The organism is Geminocystis sp. GBBB08, from assembly GCF_016743215.1.
Classification (GTDB): Bacteria; Cyanobacteriota; Cyanobacteriia; order Cyanobacteriales; family Cyanobacteriaceae; genus Geminocystis.
In genome coordinates, this window is the sequence record NZ_VRZC01000007.1 from 1 (window position 1) to 20,420 (window position 20,420).

20 protein-coding genes and 1 pseudogene are annotated in these 20,420 nt (G+C 33.6%); 13 read left to right on the forward strand and 8 right to left on the reverse strand.

Annotated features, from left to right (window positions below):
* Positions 1-652: 652 nt before the first annotated feature.
* Complete coding sequence (locus FWJ34_RS01890) at positions 653-2,545, forward strand: hypothetical protein (protein WP_308253642.1); 1,893 nt, start codon at positions 653-655, stop codon at positions 2,543-2,545.
* Between the two features lie 168 nt (positions 2,546-2,713).
* Here the strand turns inward: FWJ34_RS01890 and FWJ34_RS01895 are convergent, their stop codons facing one another.
* Positions 2,714-2,932 carry an SDR family NAD(P)-dependent oxidoreductase gene (locus FWJ34_RS01895; protein WP_308253644.1) on the reverse strand — a complete coding sequence of 73 codons (219 nt, stop codon included), beginning with the start codon at positions 2,930-2,932 and terminating at the stop codon, positions 2,714-2,716.
* Positions 2,933-3,021: 89 nt separating this feature from the next.
* Here FWJ34_RS01895 and FWJ34_RS01900 point away from each other — a divergent pair, with 89 nt between their 5' ends.
* Both FWJ34_RS01900 and FWJ34_RS01905 read left to right on the forward strand, forming a co-directional pair.
* Positions 3,022-5,685 (forward strand): TIGR03960 family B12-binding radical SAM protein, encoded by a 2,664-nt coding sequence (locus FWJ34_RS01900; protein ID WP_308253645.1) that lies wholly within the window; start codon positions 3,022-3,024, stop codon positions 5,683-5,685.
* A gap of 78 nt (positions 5,686-5,763) precedes the next feature.
* Positions 5,764-6,342 (forward strand): Uma2 family endonuclease, encoded by a 579-nt coding sequence (locus FWJ34_RS01905; protein WP_308253646.1) that lies wholly within the window; start codon positions 5,764-5,766, stop codon positions 6,340-6,342.
* A gap of 147 nt (positions 6,343-6,489) precedes the next feature.
* Here FWJ34_RS01905 and FWJ34_RS01910 read toward each other — a convergent pair whose 3' ends face one another.
* Positions 6,490-7,152 (reverse strand): PEP-CTERM sorting domain-containing protein, encoded by a 663-nt coding sequence (locus tag FWJ34_RS01910; RefSeq protein WP_308253647.1) that lies wholly within the window; start codon positions 7,150-7,152, stop codon positions 6,490-6,492.
* A gap of 205 nt (positions 7,153-7,357) precedes the next feature.
* On the opposite strand from FWJ34_RS01910, the gene FWJ34_RS01915 reads away from it, so the two are divergent.
* From FWJ34_RS01915 to kaiC, 3 genes are all read left to right on the forward strand, one after another.
* Positions 7,358-8,329 (forward strand): circadian clock protein KaiA, encoded by a 972-nt coding sequence (locus FWJ34_RS01915; RefSeq protein WP_308253648.1) that lies wholly within the window; start codon positions 7,358-7,360, stop codon positions 8,327-8,329.
* 57 nt (positions 8,330-8,386) lie between these two features.
* The gene (kaiB, locus tag FWJ34_RS01920) at positions 8,387-8,692 is read left to right on the forward strand and encodes a circadian clock protein KaiB (RefSeq protein ID WP_017293901.1); all 306 of its coding nucleotides are present in this window, start codon (positions 8,387-8,389) and stop codon (positions 8,690-8,692) included.
* Positions 8,693-8,761: 69 nt separating this feature from the next.
* Positions 8,762-10,306 carry a circadian clock protein KaiC gene (kaiC, locus tag FWJ34_RS01925; RefSeq protein WP_308253649.1) on the forward strand — a complete coding sequence of 515 codons (1,545 nt, stop codon included), beginning with the start codon at positions 8,762-8,764 and terminating at the stop codon, positions 10,304-10,306.
* Positions 10,307-10,329: 23 nt separating this feature from the next.
* Here kaiC and FWJ34_RS01930 read toward each other — a convergent pair whose 3' ends face one another.
* Positions 10,330-10,485, reverse strand: coding sequence for a PepSY domain-containing protein (locus tag FWJ34_RS01930; protein ID WP_308253650.1), 156 nt, complete (start codon positions 10,483-10,485; stop codon positions 10,330-10,332).
* 231 nt (positions 10,486-10,716) lie between these two features.
* Here FWJ34_RS01930 and folB point away from each other — a divergent pair, with 231 nt between their 5' ends.
* The 3 genes from folB (at position 10,717) to FWJ34_RS01945 (ending at position 12,145) form a co-directional block, all read left to right on the forward strand.
* A complete protein-coding gene (folB, locus tag FWJ34_RS01935) occupies positions 10,717-11,073 on the forward strand; it encodes a dihydroneopterin aldolase (protein ID WP_308253651.1) in 357 nt (118 codons plus the stop codon).
* A 327-nt stretch (positions 11,074-11,400) separates the two neighbouring features.
* Positions 11,401-11,604 carry a hypothetical protein gene (locus FWJ34_RS01940; RefSeq protein ID WP_308253652.1) on the forward strand — a complete coding sequence of 68 codons (204 nt, stop codon included), beginning with the start codon at positions 11,401-11,403 and terminating at the stop codon, positions 11,602-11,604.
* Entirely contained in the window at positions 11,582-12,145 is a 564-nt protein-coding gene (locus FWJ34_RS01945; RefSeq protein WP_308253653.1) for a DUF3318 domain-containing protein, read from the forward strand. The genes FWJ34_RS01940 and FWJ34_RS01945 overlap by 23 nt, the downstream gene beginning before the upstream one ends.
* A 111-nt stretch (positions 12,146-12,256) precedes the next feature.
* Here the strand turns inward: FWJ34_RS01945 and dapF are convergent, their stop codons facing one another.
* Positions 12,257-13,099 carry a diaminopimelate epimerase gene (dapF, locus tag FWJ34_RS01950; RefSeq protein WP_308253654.1) on the reverse strand — a complete coding sequence of 281 codons (843 nt, stop codon included), beginning with the start codon at positions 13,097-13,099 and terminating at the stop codon, positions 12,257-12,259.
* 35 nt (positions 13,100-13,134) lie between these two features.
* On the opposite strand from dapF, the gene FWJ34_RS01955 reads away from it, so the two are divergent.
* Positions 13,135-13,344 (forward strand): Hfq-related RNA-binding protein, encoded by a 210-nt coding sequence (locus FWJ34_RS01955; RefSeq protein ID WP_308253655.1) that lies wholly within the window; start codon positions 13,135-13,137, stop codon positions 13,342-13,344.
* 3 nt (positions 13,345-13,347) lie between these two features.
* Here FWJ34_RS01955 and FWJ34_RS01960 read toward each other — a convergent pair whose 3' ends face one another.
* On the reverse strand, positions 13,348-13,746 hold the full coding sequence (locus FWJ34_RS01960; protein ID WP_308253656.1) for a hypothetical protein: 399 nt from the start codon (positions 13,744-13,746) through the stop codon (positions 13,348-13,350).
* A gap of 305 nt (positions 13,747-14,051) precedes the next feature.
* Between FWJ34_RS01960 and lysS the strand changes: the two genes are divergently transcribed.
* A complete protein-coding gene (gene lysS / locus FWJ34_RS01965) occupies positions 14,052-15,626 on the forward strand; it encodes a lysine--tRNA ligase (protein ID WP_308253657.1) in 1,575 nt (524 codons plus the stop codon).
* Between the two features lie 293 nt (positions 15,627-15,919).
* On the opposite strand, the pseudogene FWJ34_RS01970 reads toward lysS, so the two are convergent.
* Positions 15,920-16,558 (reverse strand): annotated as a pseudogene (locus tag FWJ34_RS01970) (Uma2 family endonuclease).
* A 202-nt stretch (positions 16,559-16,760) separates the two neighbouring features.
* On the opposite strand from FWJ34_RS01970, the gene glgB reads away from it, so the two are divergent.
* Together glgB and FWJ34_RS01980 are read left to right on the forward strand one after the other, a co-directional pair.
* Complete coding sequence (glgB, locus tag FWJ34_RS01975; protein WP_308253658.1) at positions 16,761-19,046, forward strand: 1,4-alpha-glucan branching enzyme; 2,286 nt, start codon at positions 16,761-16,763, stop codon at positions 19,044-19,046.
* A 157-nt stretch (positions 19,047-19,203) separates the two neighbouring features.
* Positions 19,204-19,395 carry a (2Fe-2S)-binding protein gene (locus FWJ34_RS01980; protein WP_308253659.1) on the forward strand — a complete coding sequence of 64 codons (192 nt, stop codon included), beginning with the start codon at positions 19,204-19,206 and terminating at the stop codon, positions 19,393-19,395.
* Positions 19,396-19,723: 328 nt separating this feature from the next.
* Here the strand turns inward: FWJ34_RS01980 and rnhA are convergent, their stop codons facing one another.
* Together rnhA and FWJ34_RS01990 are read right to left on the reverse strand one after the other, a co-directional pair.
* Positions 19,724-20,197 carry a ribonuclease HI gene (rnhA, locus tag FWJ34_RS01985; RefSeq protein ID WP_308253660.1) on the reverse strand — a complete coding sequence of 158 codons (474 nt, stop codon included), beginning with the start codon at positions 20,195-20,197 and terminating at the stop codon, positions 19,724-19,726.
* The gene (locus FWJ34_RS01990; protein ID WP_308253661.1) at positions 20,190-20,396 is read right to left on the reverse strand and encodes a hypothetical protein; all 207 of its coding nucleotides are present in this window, start codon (positions 20,394-20,396) and stop codon (positions 20,190-20,192) included. Before FWJ34_RS01990 ends, rnhA begins: the two co-directional genes overlap by 8 nt.
* Positions 20,397-20,420 lie beyond the last annotated feature (24 nt).

Here is a 20,420-nt window from a genome sequence, read left to right on the forward strand (position 1 = left end):
GCTAAATACCGTAAATCTTAAGGCACAGATTAGGCTACATATTTCACTTACTTTGGTACACTTACTTTGTCGGAAGGATTGATAAGCAAGCGATCTCCCTATCAATCTTCTTTTTTTTTCTGGGAAACCTAGATAACAAGTAAACATAGTTTCTCATTGATTTATTATCTCAACAAGTAGGGAGATTCTTCGCATATCAGGATAAAGCTAATCTTTAGCTCCTAAATTATCCGTTTCTTGATCTACAAAAAACCTTTATATCTGTTTCATAGCAAGTATTTTAAAAAAAATTCAAAGTTGGAATCAAGGCTAGAACTAGAATTACTAACCTATTTGAATCTTAACAGAAAATATCTTTAAACCTCGTATTTATCTACATCATAGCTGCAATTTGCACAAATATTAATTTGAATTGCTAAATAGTATTTGCATATAGCTACTGAATCCAATCTCTACGGAGGTAAATTTGAGAGGGAGACTGTACCCCTTATATATCAATAGTTTGAGAATGGAAAGATTCCTTTGCAGTTAAATCTTTCTTTAACCAGACTGGTTAATATCACAATTTAATCGGAGTCTTAAAATGAAAAAGTTACCTCAAACTCTCCCTCACAACCTTAGAAAAATTACTCTGAATACTTGGCAAAGAATCTTGATCCCTTTTGCATATACTGTGGGAACAGCATTTTACGATGATTATGGTGATGAAGATAATCAGCACAAAAAACTACAACAAAAATACAAAAATCAAAGTCAAAGTAACCCAAAAGGAACAACCAAAGCTTTGTTTAGAAAATATAAAATTTATAAAGCTTTACCCAGTCATATTTTTCGCCAAGTTATTAACTTGATGATGACGTTTTCATCAACATCATCTCAAAAGTTTAAAACTGAGGGTGATATAATGAGTTTTCTAGTCAAAAAATATTTAGAGTTACATTCTTTGTTAGAAGAAGAAACAAAAGAGCCGGAACAAGAGTTTGAAATTAAAAATATACCAGAAAAAAACTTTGTTTTTACCCAGAAACAAGCAGTATCTCAGGTAATATACTCTTATTTATCACCTATTTTCGACAAGTTAACTCCTAACCTTACTAAAACCTTCCATGAAATGAATTATCGGCAAGGAGAAGATAAAGAATTATTATTGAAAGTGCTTGAAACCAATGTTATAAAAAAGTTACTCCAAGATAACGCTTTTTGGAATACCTATGATCAAAGATCAACTAAACAACAAAATGGGATGTTGTACAACAAGCTAAAAGAATTACTAGAGCGTGAAAGATATAGTGTTATTAAAACTGGACATTATAAAGCACAACATCTTACATGGAGTAACAGGACAGAATATACTGATGAAACTATGAAAATTTGTTTAGAACACCAATTGGGGATAAGAGATTCCGATAAAGATTGGTATAGTCTTTTGGATTTACATATTGATGTACGGAAAGAGTACCGCAAACTTGTGTTTGATACCTGTAGCGAAGCTGTCAAAAAACTTAAAAATGTCAAGCCTGTATATACTTCAGAGGAAATAAAATTTACATTACAATCTAAGCAAATATCTACTTTTGATGCAACATGGCAAGAATTAGAGAAAGATGGGGATTTTACTACTTTAGTATATATTTTGTTAATCCATTACAACGCTTTTGCGATTATAGGTAGTAAATTTGGCTTGAATTTCATCTTAAAAGTTTTACATGGTGCTACTTTTGGTTTTACAGAGTTGATAACTCAGCGTATTAATCGTAACTATGAGGCTAAGTATAATACATTACCTCAAAAAACTCGTAAACAAAGAGGTGATTTTACTCCCTTTAAAGGATCATTCATTCAAGGTAGTATGAATAATCTACGGAAAGTAGTCAAAATGAGCCATCGTGTAGTTGAGGGGAATCAACCTTTAGACAGCGAGGATTCTGAATCGTCGGATGAGTTATTAAGTTTCATCTCTTATGAAGACGATGAAAGCCCTGAAGATTACACTATGAACAAGCACCGTGAGCCTTTAAGAAAACACATTCGTGAGCTATTTGAAGAAACTGAAGACGCTCTTTTAAATGAGCATCCATACCTTAATAAATCAATTTTATTATGTATCTATGGCACAAGAGTTAAATACGAGCGTGTGATTGAACTATTAGAATTAGATTTAGTTCGTAATACCTTAGAAAGACGAATAATTAAACTACAAGTCGATATTCTTAAGACTACTTTAGATAAATTTTTAATTCGTCATTCTGAAATAAAAAGCCATATCAACAACATTGATCAAAAGGATTTAAAAGAGATTATTAAGGAGTATTTAACAATGAAGTATCGAGCTAAACTAGCCAAACATATCGAAAAGACTTGTCTTTCTCAAAAAGCATATCGAGGAGAAATGAATGGTAATAGAATGATGATTAAAATCAATTTCAACCAACTGGATTTATCTGATGTTTTACCAGTCATGCCTCGTACACCCCAAGAGCTTAATGAATTTCAGAAAGCTGTTGATTTAGCACAAGACAATATAAACTACGAAAAAATTCGTTGATTTATTAAACAGTATTAATTAGGGTAGGGTCTAAAGAAACCATCTTCTATTACCGCCTAGAAGGTGGTTATTTGTTCTTGTCAGCTAGGAAAGAAAGCATAGCATCTAAATTTACTCCTTTACTGGTGACGTTAAGCAATGGGTAAGAGGCATTGAGTGAATTAATCGCTACCAGCCAAGCAGCAATTTGATAAAACTTTCAAAGTTGCCCAAGAATGGGCCGATTTGTTTAAGTTCCGATAATACTTCTTTTCCTTTTTTCTCATTTTTGTCCCATAAAATACAAGAAACATCATTCTGTAGCAATAACTTTGCAGTTTCATAACCTATTCCACTTACACCGCCTGCAATAATAGCAATCTTGTTCTTTAAATTTAAAAAACTCATATAATATCTTTACAAAGCCAACTCTATAATTCTACATAAAGATTAAGATTTTCAATTGAAATTCATTAAATAATTATTTATTTTCAGCTATGTTGATCGAATCTAGTACACTAATTACACCAGAAATATTCAAACCAGCCCGTTATTTAGGCAACGAATTAGGGGCAAAACATAAAGACTTCGACACCGCTAAAGTGAGATGGGTGTTGACTTATCCCGAAGTTTATGAGGTGGGAGCGTCAAATTTAGGTCATGTTATCCTCTACAATATCATTAACGCTCAACCAAGGCAAATGTGCGATCGAGCCTACCTACCAGCGCCCGATTTAGCTATGAAGATGAGAGAAACAAAAACTCCCTTATTTGCCCTTGAAACGAAAAGAGACGTTAAAGAATACGATATTTTAGGGTTTAGCTTGAGTTATGAATTAGGAGCGACTAATATCTTAGAAATGCTCAGTTTAGCTCATATTCCCTTAACGTGGCAGGAAAGAAAAGATACCGATTACCCTTTAATATTTGCAGGAGGACAAACCGCAACCTCAAACCCTGAGCCTTATGCAGACTTTTTCGACTTCGTGGCTTTAGGTGACGGTGAAGAATTATTACCCGAAATTGGTTTAGTTATTGAAGAAGGAAAGCGAGACGGGTTAACTAGAACAGAGTTACTATTAGATTTAGCCCAAGTGCCGGGGGTGTATGTGCCTCAATTCTATGATATGCTGGAGGATGGTAGTGTTAAGCCTAATCGCCCTGATGTGCCTGAAAAGATTTTGAGAAGGGTTGCCACCCCTATACCTGCTTATTCTATCGGTTTAGTGCCTTATGTACAAACGGTACACGATCGACTTACCATCGAGATTAGAAGGGGTTGCACAAGGGGATGTCGTTTTTGTCAACCGGGGATGTTAACTCGCCCCGCCAGAGATGTTGAGCCTGAAGAAGTAGTAAATAGCATCGTTGAGGGCATGAAACAGACAGGATTTAACGAATTTAGTCTATTATCTCTCAGTTGCTCCGATTATCTCTCTTTACCAGCCGTTGGCATCGAAATAAAAAACCGTCTTCACGATGAAAATATCTCCTTATCCCTTCCCTCTCAAAGAGTCGATCGATTTGACGAAAATATCGCTAATATTGTGGGAGGCACTCGAAAAGGCGGTTTAACCTTCGCCCCGGAAGCTGGCACTCAGCGAATGCGTGATATAGTCAACAAAGGTTTAACTAATGAGGAGTTATTGCGAGGTATCCAAACGGCGGTAAGAGAGGGTTGGAATCAAGTAAAACTCTATTTCATGATAGGCTTACCCGGTGAAACCGATGAGGATGTTATTGGTATCGTGGAGACTGTTAAATGGTTGCGTCAAGAATGCCGTCACCTGAGTAAAAGAAGGCTTGATTTTAATATCACCATCTCTAACTTTACTCCTAAACCCCATACCCCTTTTCAATGGCATTCCGTTTCTACTTCCGAATTTATGCGTAAACGAAACATCCTCAAAGATGAATTTTATGGCATGAGGGGAGTTAAAGTTAATTATACTGATGTGCGCATCTCGGCGATCGAGGATTTTGTCGGTAGAGGTGACAGAAGACTTGCACCTGTGGTTAAACGGGCGTGGGAATTGGGTGCAGGTATGGATTCATGGTGGGAAAACATCGACAAGGCTTATAAAGCGTGGCAAACTGCCATTGATGAGGCTGGTTTAACTTGGAAGTATCGACTGGTAGAAAACGGCGAATGGAATCTATTTGAGAAGGCAGAAGACAGACGGCAGACGGCCGAAGGTGATATTCTAGATTATGAGCAACAATTATCAACGATTAACTATGAATTATTAGCGAATAAGCCCTTGCCGTGGGATCATTTAGATACGGGTATTGATAAACAATGGCTGGTGGAAGACTTAGAAAGGGCGTTACAAGAGGCTACTGTGCCTGATTGTGCCTTTGATGGTTGCAGTAGTTGCGGTGTTTGTAGCCCTGATTTTGGGCATAATATTGTCGTCACCCCTCCTCCTATCCCTGAATATTTAGGGGAGTTTAAGCCTAACCAAGAAAAAGCTCAAAAATTGCGTGTCTGGTTTGGTAAACAAGGAGATATGGCTTTAGTTAGTCACCTCGACTTAGTGCGTTTGTTCGATCGAGCTATCAGACGGGCGAGGATACCTATATCCTATACTGGAGGATTCCATCCGGGTCCGAAAATTTCGATCGCCCTTGCCTTATCATTAGGGATGACGAGTAATGGGGAAATAGTGGATTTTGAAAATCATACTCGGATGGATATAGCAGAATTTACCGAGAAATTAAGAGCAAGTTTACCGGCTGAAATTCCCATTTTTAAAGTGGAAGAATTGCCCGTAAAATTCCCTAAAGCTACCCAAATTTTAGATAAAGCTGAATATTTTATCACGATTTCTACGGATAATAAATATAGCCTATCTCAATGGCAAAATTGGCTTACTGATATAGAAAAATCCAGTGAAATCTTAATGAAAAAAACAGCTAAAACTGGTAAAAAAAAGATAGTTAATTTAAGGGAAAATTTAGATAAAATCTCTTTGATAAATGATAACTTTGAGGAATCAGATCAAGTTAAAATTAACTATGTAGGCAGTGCTAAAAACGATGGAAGTTTATTAACTCCTGAGCATATTTGTTATATGTTAGAACAAGTTAGTAACGAAAAAATTAACCTTATTAAAGCCCATCGAGAAAAAATAATTTTAGCCGATCATATCACCCAATAAAAGTAAGGTGATGCACCGCCCACCGATTTATATTTCATTCTTTATTAACTTAAATTTTAGCTAAAAAAATTATTAACTATGGTAAAAACAGTAATTAAATCTGTTAGTTTAAAAGAATTTTTAGATCAACCAGAAACAAAACCAACACAAGAATATATTGATAATTGTATTTATAAAAAACCAATGCCTCAAGGAAAACATAGTAGAATTCAACAAAAATTAATTAATATCATTAATAACGTTACTGAAAATAATTTAATTGCCTTGGCATTACCCGAATTAAGATGTACTTTTGATAATTATTCTATTGTGCCAGATATAGCTGTATTTAAGTGGGAAAATATACCTGTAAATGAAGATGGAGAAATTGCTAATCAATTCAATTTTACCCCAGATTGGGTGATTGAAATTTTAAGTCCAGATCAATATATGGGATTAGTTACCAAAAAAATTTTATCCTGTTTAAATAATGGTAGTTTCATGGGATGGTTAATTGATCCACAAACTAAATTAATTTTTATTTATACGGCTAATAATCAACCTCTGTTTTTTGAAAATAATAATGATATAATTCCTGTACCTAATTTTGTTGATAATTTAAAAATTACTGTGGGGGATATTTTTGATTGTTTGAAAATAAGAAAAAAAATTAATTAAACATCAGGATTGTCGTTAATTAAACCTTTAAAATTTTCCATAAATCACCTAAGTTAGCTACTAGGTAAAAAACCCAACATTTATAGTATTTTTATACACTTATACTTTTTGGGTTATTGATTGTTTAAATAAATCTACGTTTACTTACTACAGTGATTTTTGTTTCTTTTTGAAGGCAACACCCAAACCACCTGCCAATAATGTCCCTAAAATGGTTACAGGTTCAGGTACAGGTTCAGCTACAATGGGTTGTCCTACAATTAGGTTATTAACCGTAGGCCATATAGAAGTACCTGTAAAACTTGTATTAACAACTAAACTTGTTATGGGAGTAGCGTCATTAGAAATAAAACCAAAGAAATTAGTTGCACTACCAGTTACAGTGGATAAAGACGAACTTCCTCCGTTTACCGAAACGTTAATAATACCAGTAGTTAAAGCCCCAGAAACATCACTAGGAAAAAAGAAACCACCGATGGCTTTAATGGTAGGGCTAAAATTAGTGAAATTAATGGAATCATTAGCGTTATTTGCCGATAACCACTTATCACCGCTACTACCAGCACCATAAAATTCGTTTGATCCAAGTCCTGATACCGAAGCCTGATATGAGTATGTTCCATTAGTATAATTGATGGGACTTGGAGGTGTACCTGTAATAGATATACTTTCAAAATTCTCTTGATAATAACCGAGTTGAATGGCATTAAGGAAATCTGTTTGAATGGTGTAAGTGAGAATTAATGCCTGAGCGCTATTACCGATTCCGAAAACTGAGAGAGAAGTTAAAAGCCCAACCCCTAAAGCCAAAGCCTTATTGTTGTGGGGGGGGTAGAAATACTTACTTGATTCATAGTTATTTCAGTTAAAATTTTAGAAAAAGCCCACTATATTATTATTTTAAGCATCTGTCAAGCATCTATCAAAGTAAGGACAATATTCCTAATTGCTAATTGATGACCAGTCAAGTTAACATATAGCAGAGTAAATAATTTAGCATTATTAATAAAATCTCTTGTCTTCCCGATTATCCATTTGTATTTTTATTCCCATAGGACAAATTGTTCACTCCCTAACCCGGTTATTGAGTTGTGACAGTGAATTACCTATAGGCGATCGTTATCATTTACATATACTCAGTTCTGTGATCGAATTAAAAGAATTTATCATAGATAATAAAGAAAAATTAGATTGTTTAATCATTCTTAATGATAAAGTTAGCATAGAAATACTTAAAGAATTTTCTGAACTAGGATTAATCTTACCCGTAGTTATTCTTGAACCTGACGATCTCGATTTGTCTAGAGAATCTTCCATCATCGATTCACAGATTCAACTAAATCAAGATATTGCCCGGGAATCCGATACCCTTAACTATTTTTATCACACCGCCGAAATAAGAATAAGATTAAGACAACTAGGAAATATAATTAATTATATTGATAAAGCAATTACACAATTTTTGCATCTTGCACCCAGTTGTTCGATTCTGGAAAATCCCCATAATAATCAAACATCGAAACAAATAGAAGAAAAACAGAATTTTCTTTTGTTACAACAGAGAAGATTAGCGGAAAAACTAAAGGAAAGATTAGGATATTTAGGGGTTTATTATAATAGAAATCCTCACTATTTTTATCGTTATCTTTCCCAAACTGAAAAAGATGAATTAATAAAACAATTAAAAATAGATTATCGAGATATTATTTTAGAGTATTTTAATGCAGAAAATGAAGTTAATCAAGCCATCGATCAATTTGTGAATCAAGCCTTTTTTGCCGATTTGTCTGTGTCTCAAATCCTTGAGATTCATATGGAATTAATGGATAAATTTGCACAACAATTAAAATTAGAGGGAAGAAATGAAGATATATTGATGGATTATCGTTTAGCTTTAATTGATATTATTGCTCATCTTTGTGAAATGTATCGCCGTTCTATTCCCAAAGAAGATTTACCTTTTGAAGTTTTATTTCCAGTAGATTAAAGATACGCATAATTATAAAATATAGAATAAAATAAACAATTAATTTAATAATCAAATATGAGTCCTTTAAAAAAAACTTATGTCCTTAAACTATATGTGGCAGGAAATACACCTAATTCAGTGAGAGCTTTAAAAACTTTAAAAAATATTCTTGAAGAAGAATTTAAAGGAGTTTATGCTCTGAAAGTTATTGATGTTTTAAAAAATCCCCAACTAGCAGAAGAAGATAAAATTTTAGCAACTCCAACTCTGTCAAAAGTCTTGCCTCCTCCAGTTCGTAAAATTATTGGGGATCTTTCTGATCGAGAAAAAGTTTTGATCGGTTTAGATTTACTCTATGAAGAAATACGAGATCGAGAATAACTTAAATTAAATATTATTTAATAAAAATAAAACTATTTTAAAAATTAAACAATAATCTAAATTTAAACAATGAGTATAATAAAAAAAGAAGAATTAAAAGCAAAAGGAGTCAAAAAAATTCGCACCATGATCGAAGGATTTGACGAAATAAGTCATGGTGGTATTCCTATGGGTAGAACAACCCTGATTAGTGGCACTTCAGGTACCGGAAAAACCCTTTTTGCTATTCAATTTTTATATCATGGTATTAAATATTTTGACTATCCCGGACTGTTAATTACCTTTGAAGAATCCCCTAATGATATTATTCAACATGCTTATAGTTTTGGCTGGGATTTACAAAGTTTAATTGATGAAGGTAAACTGTTTATCTTAGACGCATCACCAGATCCAGAAGGACAAGATGTGGTTGGTAATTTTGACCTATCAGCTTTAATTGAAAGAATCCAATATGCCGTCAAAAAATATCAAGCCAAATTAGTTTCCATCGATTCGGTTACTGCCGTTTTTCAACAATACGATGCGGCTTCGGTTGTGAGAAGAGAAATATTTCGCCTTGTTGCTAGATTAAAATTATTGGGCGTAACGTCAGTAATGACTACTGAAAGATTAGAAGAATATGGTCCTGTCGCACGGTTTGGAGTGGAAGAATTTGTCTCTGATAACGTGGTAATTGTGCGTAATGTGTTAGAAGGTGAAAGAAGAAGAAGAACCATCGAAATATTAAAATTACGAGGTACAACCCACATGAAAGGAGAATATCCTTTTACGATCACAGGAGATGGTATTAATATCTTTCCTCTTGGTGCTATGCAATTAACTCAAAGGTCATCCAATACTCGTAGTTCATCGGGAATTAAAACCCTTGATCAAATGTGTGGAGGTGGCTTCTTTAAAGATTCAATTATTTTGGCTACAGGTGCTACTGGTACGGGTAAAACTTTGTTAGTCAGTAAATTTTTAGAAGAAGGTTGCCGACAAGGAGAAAGGGCAATTTTATTCGCTTATGAAGAATCACGGGCGCAACTGTCTCGTAACGCTTTTTCTTGGGGTATTGACTTTGAAGAAATGGAACAAAAAGGACTCTTGAAATTATTATGTTCTTATCCCGAATCAGCAGGGTTAGAAGATCATTTACAGATGATTAAATCCGAAATAGCAGAATTTAAGCCTAGTCGCATTGCCATCGATTCTTTATCAGCATTGGCTAGAGGCGTTACTAATAATGCTTTTCGTCAATTTGTGATTGGAGTGACGGGATATGCAAAACAGGAAGAAATTACAGGATTTTTTACTAATACTACCGATCAATTTATGGGGGCTCATTCCATCACGGAATCCCATATTTCCACTATTACAGATACAATTTTAATGTTGCAATATGTTGAAATTCGAGGCGAAATGTCCCGAGCAATTAATGTCTTTAAAATGCGAGGATCATGGCATGATAAAGGAATTCGAGAATATTCTATTAGTAAAGAGGGACCTGATATTAAAGATTCATTCCGAAACTATGAACGTATCATTAGCGGTTCACCAACTCGTATTACTATTGATGAAAAGACGGAATTATCTCGCATTGTCAAAAACGTTAAAGATAAAATAATTGATTAACAGTTATTTAACCATCTTTTTTGTTAGCCGTAACTTCCCCTGAAATAGGATTGATTTATTTTCAATTCTCGTTTTTGATTGTTACGGTAGGCTTTAATTTCCCAGCCATCATCATCATAATCAACCTCGACAATGGGAGAAAAACCTTGATTTTCTAAATTTCTGATAATTTCTGACAAAGGTTTTGCCTGAAGGGGGGCTTATCATCACCTAAAGCATTCGAGGTAACGCTAATACCCGTTAATAACAACAAAACAAAGATCGTATTTTTCATAAAATATTACATTAAAATTAATTATTAATTCTTGGTGACGAATTTATTAGTTTTAAGTTTCATTTTTTAGACTTGAGTCATAAGTAGTTCCAGAAATGCTATAACTTTTTTAAGTATTAAAGGTTAATCAATTATTATGGATTGTATCGAAGTTACAGGTATTCGCAGTTATGGTTATACAGGTTTTTTAGCCGAAGAAAGAACCTTAGGGCAATGGTTTGAAGTGGATTTAACATTATGGGTAGATTTGCAACCATCAGGAAAAAGTGATGATTTGAATGATACCTTTGATTATCGAAATGCCATTGCAATAGTTAAACAGATTATCCAAACTGCTAAATTCGCCCTTGTCGAAAAATTAGCACAAGTAATCGCTGAAGAAATTGTAAAAATGGAATCTATCCAGAAAGTCAGAGTCAGACTATCAAAACCAGCGGCACCTATCCCCGATTTTGGAGGCAGAATAACCATTGACATCACCAGAACTCAATAAATGTTATAAAAGTTTACATATTTGTCAATTATTACTAATTTTTTTAGTGCTAAAATTTAAGCATTATTAGGCAAATAATTGGAATTTCAGGGAAAATTAACCGTTTATCTCTAGTTTTCGTTCTGATCTAAAAAATCGAAAAATTTGTCAAATTATTAGTATATAGGATTTTTTTTTAAATTGTTTCATTTGGAAAATACTCTCTTTTGTCAAAAGAAATTAAAACAAACTAAATTTGACAACCAATCAAAAATCTTATGTAATATTTATTGTGAGGAAGTGAATCTAATTTTTTTTTATAGATCACTTATAAGGGAGATAAAAACTATGATTTACAATATACGCAAAATTAGTCATGCTCTGTGGCAATATCTAAATCAACCTCTAAATCCGAATATTGAGCAGGAATCTGTTTGGAAACCAACCCGTTTTTGGTATTTATACAAAATTAGATTATTAGAGATTTGTTGGTTGCAAGATTCTTTTTTACCTTCCCACGAAAATCAAGATGAGTATAGAACAGGAAATTAACCGCTTACAAGATTTAATGCCAGCATCGGGACGAATATACTGTAAAATTCGCAGTAAACCTCAACAAACTGAGATTATTACTACTGTTTTTCCCCTTCCTTGGCAATCACGAAATCGTTTAATTTATATTAATTTCGACTTATGGAGAAAATTATCTATCCCTCAAAGGGACTTACTTTTCTTGAGGAATGTTGCTTTTTCTTTGGGGGTAAAATGGTTTAAATTTAACATTTATCAAGGTATTTTTTTCACTGCATTAGGAGCATTAACATTAGAAATAACTAATCAAGATATAGTGGGAATAGTTCTTTCTGGTAGTTTATTAACTATGACAGGAAATCATATTTGGAAACAAAATCGTAGTATCGAAAAAGAATTAGAAGCTGATGAAGGGGCGATCAAAATAGCCATAAGACGTGGTTACTCCCCCGAAGAAGCCAAAAAACATTTAAGGGAAGCTATCGAAAGTTTATCAACTATTGAATCTCATGGCAGTTTAAACTTTACCGAATTATTAAGAGTTCAAAATCTGATGAAATAATTGAAGAAGGAAACATTATTAATTATCAACTATCAACTATCAACTGAAGAATTTAGAATTTAGCCATTGCCTATTATTACCCATTGCTGCGACTTGTGCAAAAAGTCTAATTTAGAAAACTTCCCCCGAAAACACCTTAGTAGCTGGCCCTGTCATATAAACATGATTGTCTTTTTCTGACCATTCAATTTCAAGACAACCACCTGGTAATTCTACAGTAGTGAGGCGATCGCATTTATGATTTAAAACTCCAGCTACAACAGTAGCACAAGCTCCAGTACCACAGGCTAAAGTAATACCTGCACCTCTTTCCCAGACTTTCATTTTCACATAATTAGAACGAATAACTTCGATAAACTCAGTATTGGTTTTTTTGGGAAAATAACTATTATGCTCAAACTTAGGACCAATTAAAGATAAATCTACACTATTGAGATCATCAACAAACACTAAACAATGAGGGTTGCCCATGCTTACACAACTAACAAAATAATCAGTATCATTAACTACTAATAACTGATTAATAACTTTTTCGTCTTTTTGTGCCAAAGTAGTAGGAATTTGTTGAGCTAATAATTGTGGTTCACCCATATCAACTTTAACTTGTCCATTACCCTTAATGGTAGGAGAAATTAATCCTGCCAGAGTATCGATTTTATAAGTCTTTCCTACCTTTTCAACTCCTTCTAACTCCGTCAGAAATTGAGCAAAACAACGAATACCATTACCGCACATTTCCGGCTCTGAGCCATCAGAATTAAAAATGCGCATACTATAATCAGTGTCATTTTTTGCTGGTAAAACAAAAATTACCCCATCTGCACCAATGCCAAAATGGCGATCGCATAATTTAACTGCCTCATCAGGAGAAAGAATAGGCTCAGGAGAAGCTAAATTATCAATTAAAATAAAATCATTACCAAGTCCGTGATATTTGGTAAACTTCAAAATCATAATCAATCCTCAATCAAAAGCAATAACTTACTATTATGACAGTATTTAACACGGGGTTTCCTAGTATCCGACAAATACAAAACTTTATCAAGAATAAAACACCAGTGGAAATTGGATTAATCACTAATCAAAGCGAAAAAGGGATAATATTATGGCAAGATCAAAACTGTTTCTGTCTTCAAAATAATAACAAAGAAAAAATTTTAATTTGGACACAATCCCTTGCTTATGTAAAAAGTAAATAAAAATTAACGACTTCCCTTCACACCCAAGCCTTTAAAAGAAGGAGAAGCACTACCATAATTGACTCGACAACCGATATTTAAAATACTTGTGCCACATTCTAACGGTACAACTTGCTCATTCATCATCGCCGTACAACTAATATATTCATCATCATTAGTATCCCTCACCATACAATCAATTGCCTTTGCATCAGCATGATTAACCCAAATCCGCATTCCCGTTACCGCAATGATATGTTGCCAATAAAAAACAAGTAAGAGACTCATCATCAACACACTAATCACCGCAGTAACTTTAAAACGCCAACTAGCAAAAAAAACTTTTAATTTATCAATCAAATTTTGGTTTTCATCGGTAACAGATTCATTAATTAATGGTTTTTCATCAGCTTGTATAGACATAATCGTAAAAATCTCCTTGAAATCATCATATTTTATCTTAACTCAATCTCAAAACAAGTCAGACGCTATAAAAACTAAGTGAGTGAGTAAAATTAATCGAAGCCCTTTATTTTTCTCAACACTATGATAACAATGAGTAACAAGGGGTTTTAACTCATTGCATTGCCTTGTCTATATACAATTAATTTTGCGTACTTATATACAATAAATATGTTCAGTCAAAGAAAAATTTAAAAGGCACTCATGAAAAAATTAAGATATAATTATGAGTTTGCAGTGTAAAAACATTCCATAAAGTATAAATTATGTTTTGGGCGGATAAAATAGCGGCAACATCACAACAACCCGAATTAGTGAACGATTCCAAAACCCCTTCAGGTAGAGTTCATGTTGGTTCAGTCAGGGGGGTTATTATTCATGATGTCATATATCGCGCATTGAAAAGAGCCGGAAAACCCGTTAAATTTACCTACGGCGTTGACGATTATGATGCTTTAGATACAATACCTTATTATTTAGATCAGGAAAAATTTGCCCCCTATTTAGGTTATCCTCTTTGTAATGTGCCTTCTCCTGATGATAATGCTTCTGATTATGCTAAGTATTTTATGAGAGAATTTCTCGAAGTTTTTGAGTATTTAGGAGTAAAAGCTGAAATTTATTATTTAAGAGACTTATATCGTTCTGGGAAATTAAACTCTTACATTGATCGATTTTTACGTCATGCTCAAGATGTCAGAGAAGTATATAAAGAAGTTAGTAAAGCCGATCGCCCTGATAATTGGTATCCTTTTCAAGTAATCTGCGAAAATTGCGGGAAAATTGCCACTACCAATGTTACTGATTATAACGGCAAAGAAGTTTTTTATACCTGTAAAGAAGATGCTACAGATTGGGTAAAAGGATGTGGGCATCAAGGTTGGGTATCACCTTTCGATGGTAACGGTAAACTACCTTGGAAAGTCGAATGGGTAGCAAAATGGGATTTAGTCGGTGTTACTATGGAAATGGCTGGAAAAGATCATTCTCAAAAAGGTGGATCTCGTGATGTAGCTAACGGTATTTGTCGTAAAGTTTTGCGTAAAAAACCGCCCTTTCATTCTCCTTATGAATTTATCCTTGTCAATGGCACAAAAATGAGTTCTTCTAAAGGTGTTGGTTCAGGTGCAAAGGATATGGCAGACTTATTGCCACCAGAATTATTGCGTTTTTTAATGTTAAGAACTCAACCAAAAACTGTAATTAATTTTGCTCCTAATTATGACACAATTATTCGTTTATTTAGAGATTATGATAATTTGTTAAATGATTATGCTAAATTGTTAGAAAATAATGAGCAAGTTGAATTAGATAAAAATTTATTACCCTTATTTTATGCTCAATTAGAGGAAGAAATTAAACCTTATTATACTTTTGATATAAGTACCTTAATTTCTTTATTACAAGTACCTCATTTAGACTTAAAAGCCGAGATTATTAAACGAGCGGAAAGAGCCTTAAATGAGTACGATTGGGAAAAAATCAATCAAAGAATTGCGGTAGCGAAAAAATGGTTAGAAGACTACGCAGATGAAGAAGAAAAATTAGTTATTTACTTTGATAAAATTCCTGCCACTGCCTCACAATTAACCGATGAACAAAAACAGTATTTAGCTACTTTAAAAGAGGTATTAACTACTGTTGAAAATTGGGAAGGAGAAGAACTACAAACAGCTTTATTTACTGCCACAAAACAGTTAGGAATCACCCCAAATATTGCATTTCCTGCGGTTTATTACTCATTTTTAGGTAAAGAAAAAGGACCAAAAGCTGGTTATTTATTCTTTTATTTAGATAAAGATTTTGTGTTAAAACGTTTAGAAGAAGTAATGAAGAAGTAATATAGCAATCTTATTTAATTTGTGGCATTTTAGTCGAAGAAAATTAAGAATTTAGAATGAAGAATTTAGAAATGATAAGAATTTCAGAGTTATTAACTACTATAGCAATCCTAAATCATTCGTGAAGAATTAAAGATTAAAAAATAAATCTGTAAATCTTACTATACCTTAAAGCTGACCACTGAAAGCTGATAGCTAATACCTCATAATAATCAAATTATTTTTAAATTTATTGAGAAGCCTAACTCAGAAGAAAATAATATTTTATTATTAATTATTAACTATCAACTTCTCTAAATATCATCAGGATTAATACCTAATTCTCTTAATTTATCTGCTAAACGTTGAGCTTTTTCCTCTGCTAATTGCATTTGAGTTTCTAATTCCACAAAACTGACAAATTTTTTCCCATCAGGTCTCTATATCTCTAATTGAAACTCTAATGTAACAAATTTAATTTTTAATCGAGGACTAATCCAATTATTAATAGTTTCTATCACTTCTAAACTGTTTTTCCTTCTTATCCAACCGCTTAAATCATTTTTATTTGGATCATAAAGATAGTATTCTTCTACTCCATATTGATTATAAAATTGTAATTTTTTTGCCATTTCGGTAAGGCTATTTCTGGGAGAAAGTATCTCAAAAACTACTTGAGGTGCAATATTATTTTCTCGCCACTGTAAATAAGAGCCTCTGTCACCTTTAGGGCGATCAAATGCTACCATAATATCAGGTGCTACTCTAATTTTATTATTTCCTTCCACTGGATACCAAAGTAAATCTCCAGCTACGAATACATCAGGATTATTTTTAAATAACGCATCAATGCCACCTTGAATAGTGACAATCCAACGATATTGTAAAGTATTATCCGCCATAGGTTCACCGTCACTTTCTGGATATTGAATTGGTGTTAATTGTGTTACCATAAACTTTGATCATTGATACCATTGAATATAGAATTATTTACATTTTAGGTTTTTTTAGAAGAAAATCGATCTTTTAGCTTTAACCATTGCTATATACATCAATACCTAGTAACACTTAAACAAAAAAAAGTAATTATTTTAAAAGTAAGACTAGCTATTATCATTAGAACAATATGACAAATGTTTAAATATCAAAAATTAAATGCCTACTACTATAACCTCTGAGCAAGTTAACCAAATAGTTCATAATTTACATAATGATCCTTTTGAAATACTAGGTTGTCATCTGCTGTCAGAAACAAATAATCAAAAAAAATGGGTAATCAGAGCATATTTACCAAAAGCTACCAGTGCTTCGGTGGTTATTCCTAATAGTCGTCAAGAATACGAAATGCGATCGCAACATCATCCCCACTTTTTTGAATGCGAAATCGAAGCACCAGAATTAAATAGTTATCAATTAAGAATAAAAGAAGAAAATCACGAAAAAGTAATCTATGATCCTTATCAATTCAAAGAAGGACAACTAACTGATTTTGATATACACTTATTCGGCGAAGGTAATCATCATCGAATTTATGAAAAACTAGGAGCTCACGTTATCGAACAAAACGGCGTAAAAGGGGTTTATTTTGCCGTCTGGGCTCCCAATGCGAGAAACGTATCAGTATTAGGGGATTTCAACTGCTGGGATGGCAGAGAACATCAAATGCGGAAACGTCAGAATATGATCTGGGAAATATTTATTCCTGATCTTAACTACGGGACTCATTATAAATATGAAATTAAAAATTGGGAAGGACACATTTACGAAAAATCTGATCCTTTTGGATTCTATCAAGAAGTACGTCCTAAAACTGCTTCTATAGTTGCTGATTTAGACTCTTACCAGTGGAATGATCAAGATTGGCTCGAAAAACGCCGTAATACAGATCCTCTAACTCAACCTGTCTCTGTTTATGAGTTACATTTAGGATCATGGCTACATACCTCTATTGAAGATCCCTTGAAACAATACGGAAAAACTGCTGAAATAGTACCTGTATCGGAAATAAAATCCTCCGCTCGTTTTTTAAATTACTATGAATTTGCAGAAAAATTAATTCCCTACGTCAAAAATTTAGGTTATACTCACATTGAATTATTACCCGTAGCAGAACATCCTTTCGATGGTTCATGGGGTTATCAAGTTACAGGGTATTATGCAGCAACTTCTCGTTATGGCAGCCCAGAAGATTTAATGTATTTTATCGATATTTGTCACCAAAATGACATCGGTGTTATTGTAGATTGGGTGCCTGGACATTTTCCCAAAGACGGACACGGTTTAGCTTTCTTTGATGGTACACACTTGTATGAACATGGAGATCCTCGCAAAGGTGAACATAAAGGTTGGGGTACTTTAGTATTTGATTATGGACGTAACGAAGTCCGTAATTTTCTAGTGGCTAATGCCTTATTTTGGTTCGATAAATACCACATTGATGGCATTCGAGTTGATGCAGTAGCCTCTATGCTTTATCTTGATTACGATCGAGAAAACGGTGAATGGGTAACAAATCAATATGGTGGGAGAGAAAATATCGAAGCAGTAGAATTTTTGCGCCAAGTTAACGGTACTATCTTTAACTACTTTCCGGGTATCTTATCCATAGCAGAAGAATCAACCTCTTGGGCAATGGTATCTCGTCCTCCTTATATGGGCGGTTTAGGCTTTAATATGAAGTGGAATATGGGCTGGATGCACGATATGTTAGATTATTTCGCCATGGATCCTTGGTTTCGTCAATTCCATCAAAACAGTATTACTTTTAGTATGTGGTATCATCAGAGCGAAAACTATATGTTAGCTCTTTCTCACGATGAAATTGTCCATGGTAAGAGTAACATGATTGGGAAAATGCCCGGGGATGAATGGCAAAAATTCGCTAATATGCGCAGTTTATTTGGTTATATGTTTGGGCATCCGGGCAAAAAAACCATGTTTATGAGTATGGAATTTGGACAATGGAGTGAGTGGAACGTCTGGAATGATTTAGAATGGCACTTATTACAGTACGAAAAACATCAACAACTTAAAAAATTCTTCACCGACATCAACACCTTATATAAAAATGAACCAGCTTTATATGAATTAGATTTTGAAGAAGAAGGTTTCCAGTGGATTGATTGTAGCGATAACCGTCATAGTGTTGTTGCTTTTTTGCGCCGTGCTAAAAATGGTGACTTTCTTGTCATCGTCTGTAACTTTACGCCTCAACCCCATAGTCATTATCGCATTGGTGTACCCCAAGGAGGATTTTATACTGAAATCTTTAACAGCGACTCCCGTGAATATGGTGGCAGTAACATGGGTAACTTAGGTGGAAAATGGACAGATAAATGGTTTTTCCATAACTATCAAGATTCCCTTGATTTGTGTTTACCACCATTAGGGGTTTTAATGTTAAAACTAGATGTCGAAACCACTAATTCTGTTAACAATTAAGAATCAGAAATTAGGAATTTTAGGAATTAGGAATCAGTAACTATTTATAAATAAGTTAAAATACATTGAACTTAAAGAAAAAATTTTGGGAAACAATGACAAAAGTTTGCAATAATGATAGTATTGTTTAGAATTTAATAATCAAAAAAGGTTTATAATGTACGTTTGTATTTGTAACGCTATAACCGAAAAAGATATTCAGAAAGCCGTAGAACAAGGTATTTCCAGCCTAGAAAAACTCTCGGAAATAACTTCTGTCTCTAAACATTGTGGTTGTTGTACTGATCATGCTTGTAAAGTTTTGCAAGAAGCCATGAATAATCGTAACTATAGTATGACTTCTTGTTAACAACTCCATCGCCTTGTCATTGCGAGGATTCTTCTTTCATAGAACGATGCCATTCAAAAGCAAACTTTTTACTCGATCTGTACGGACATAATATATTATGCCCCTACTCTCCAGAAACTGATGCGATATGTCCTACCACCAAATACCACAGACTTTTACTTGAAACTGGCTTGGTTTTTGGTATTTTTTTTCTGTAGCCACATCGGGTTAAACCTTTAAGCTGAGTATAGCACAAAGCCGTCATAAATGAAGGGGTTTTAAACCCAAAATTTTTGATAAATTATCGATTGTGATAATGGGGAATCAGAAATACTTTTTGACACACCCCCTACTTATAGTTAACGTCTTCTTTTAAGTTATTACTAGAGGCGGCATTAAAAGCAAGGCGATCGCAACGTTCATTTTCTTTATTTCCAGAATGTCCCCTAACCCAAGTAAAATTAAGCCGATGTTCCCTAGATAATTCCAATAATTCTTGCCAAAGATCAGGATTTTTAGCTTTTTCTTGAGCATTCCGTTTCCAATTATTCATTTGCCATTTTTTTGCCCAACCTTTAGTCATAGCATTAACAACATATTGAGAATCAGTATATATTGTCACTTGATGAGGTTTTTTTAAGGCTTTTAATCCCATAATAACGGCCAAAATCTCCATCCGATTATTCGTAGTTTTCCGAAATCCCCCCGATAGTTCTTGACGATCATTATTACTTAAGATAACAACTCCATAACCTCCCGGACCAGGATTATTAAGGCATGAACCATCAGTATAAATTTCTACTTGTGGTAAATCATTATTCATTTAGTTTTTTTCCTGAAGATAAAATATTATTAGTTTGTTCAGTGATAAATTCACTAATTTTGTGATCATAATTGGAAACGATCGCTAAGAAAGCACCCCCAAAAATATAAAGAGGAAGAGGTGTCACAAAATTTTTTAGCCATAAAAGAAATTGGGCTACTAAAAATAACAGAAGAAAACTGACTAACCAAACTTTCATTTTTTACTCCTCAAACCTTTAGAA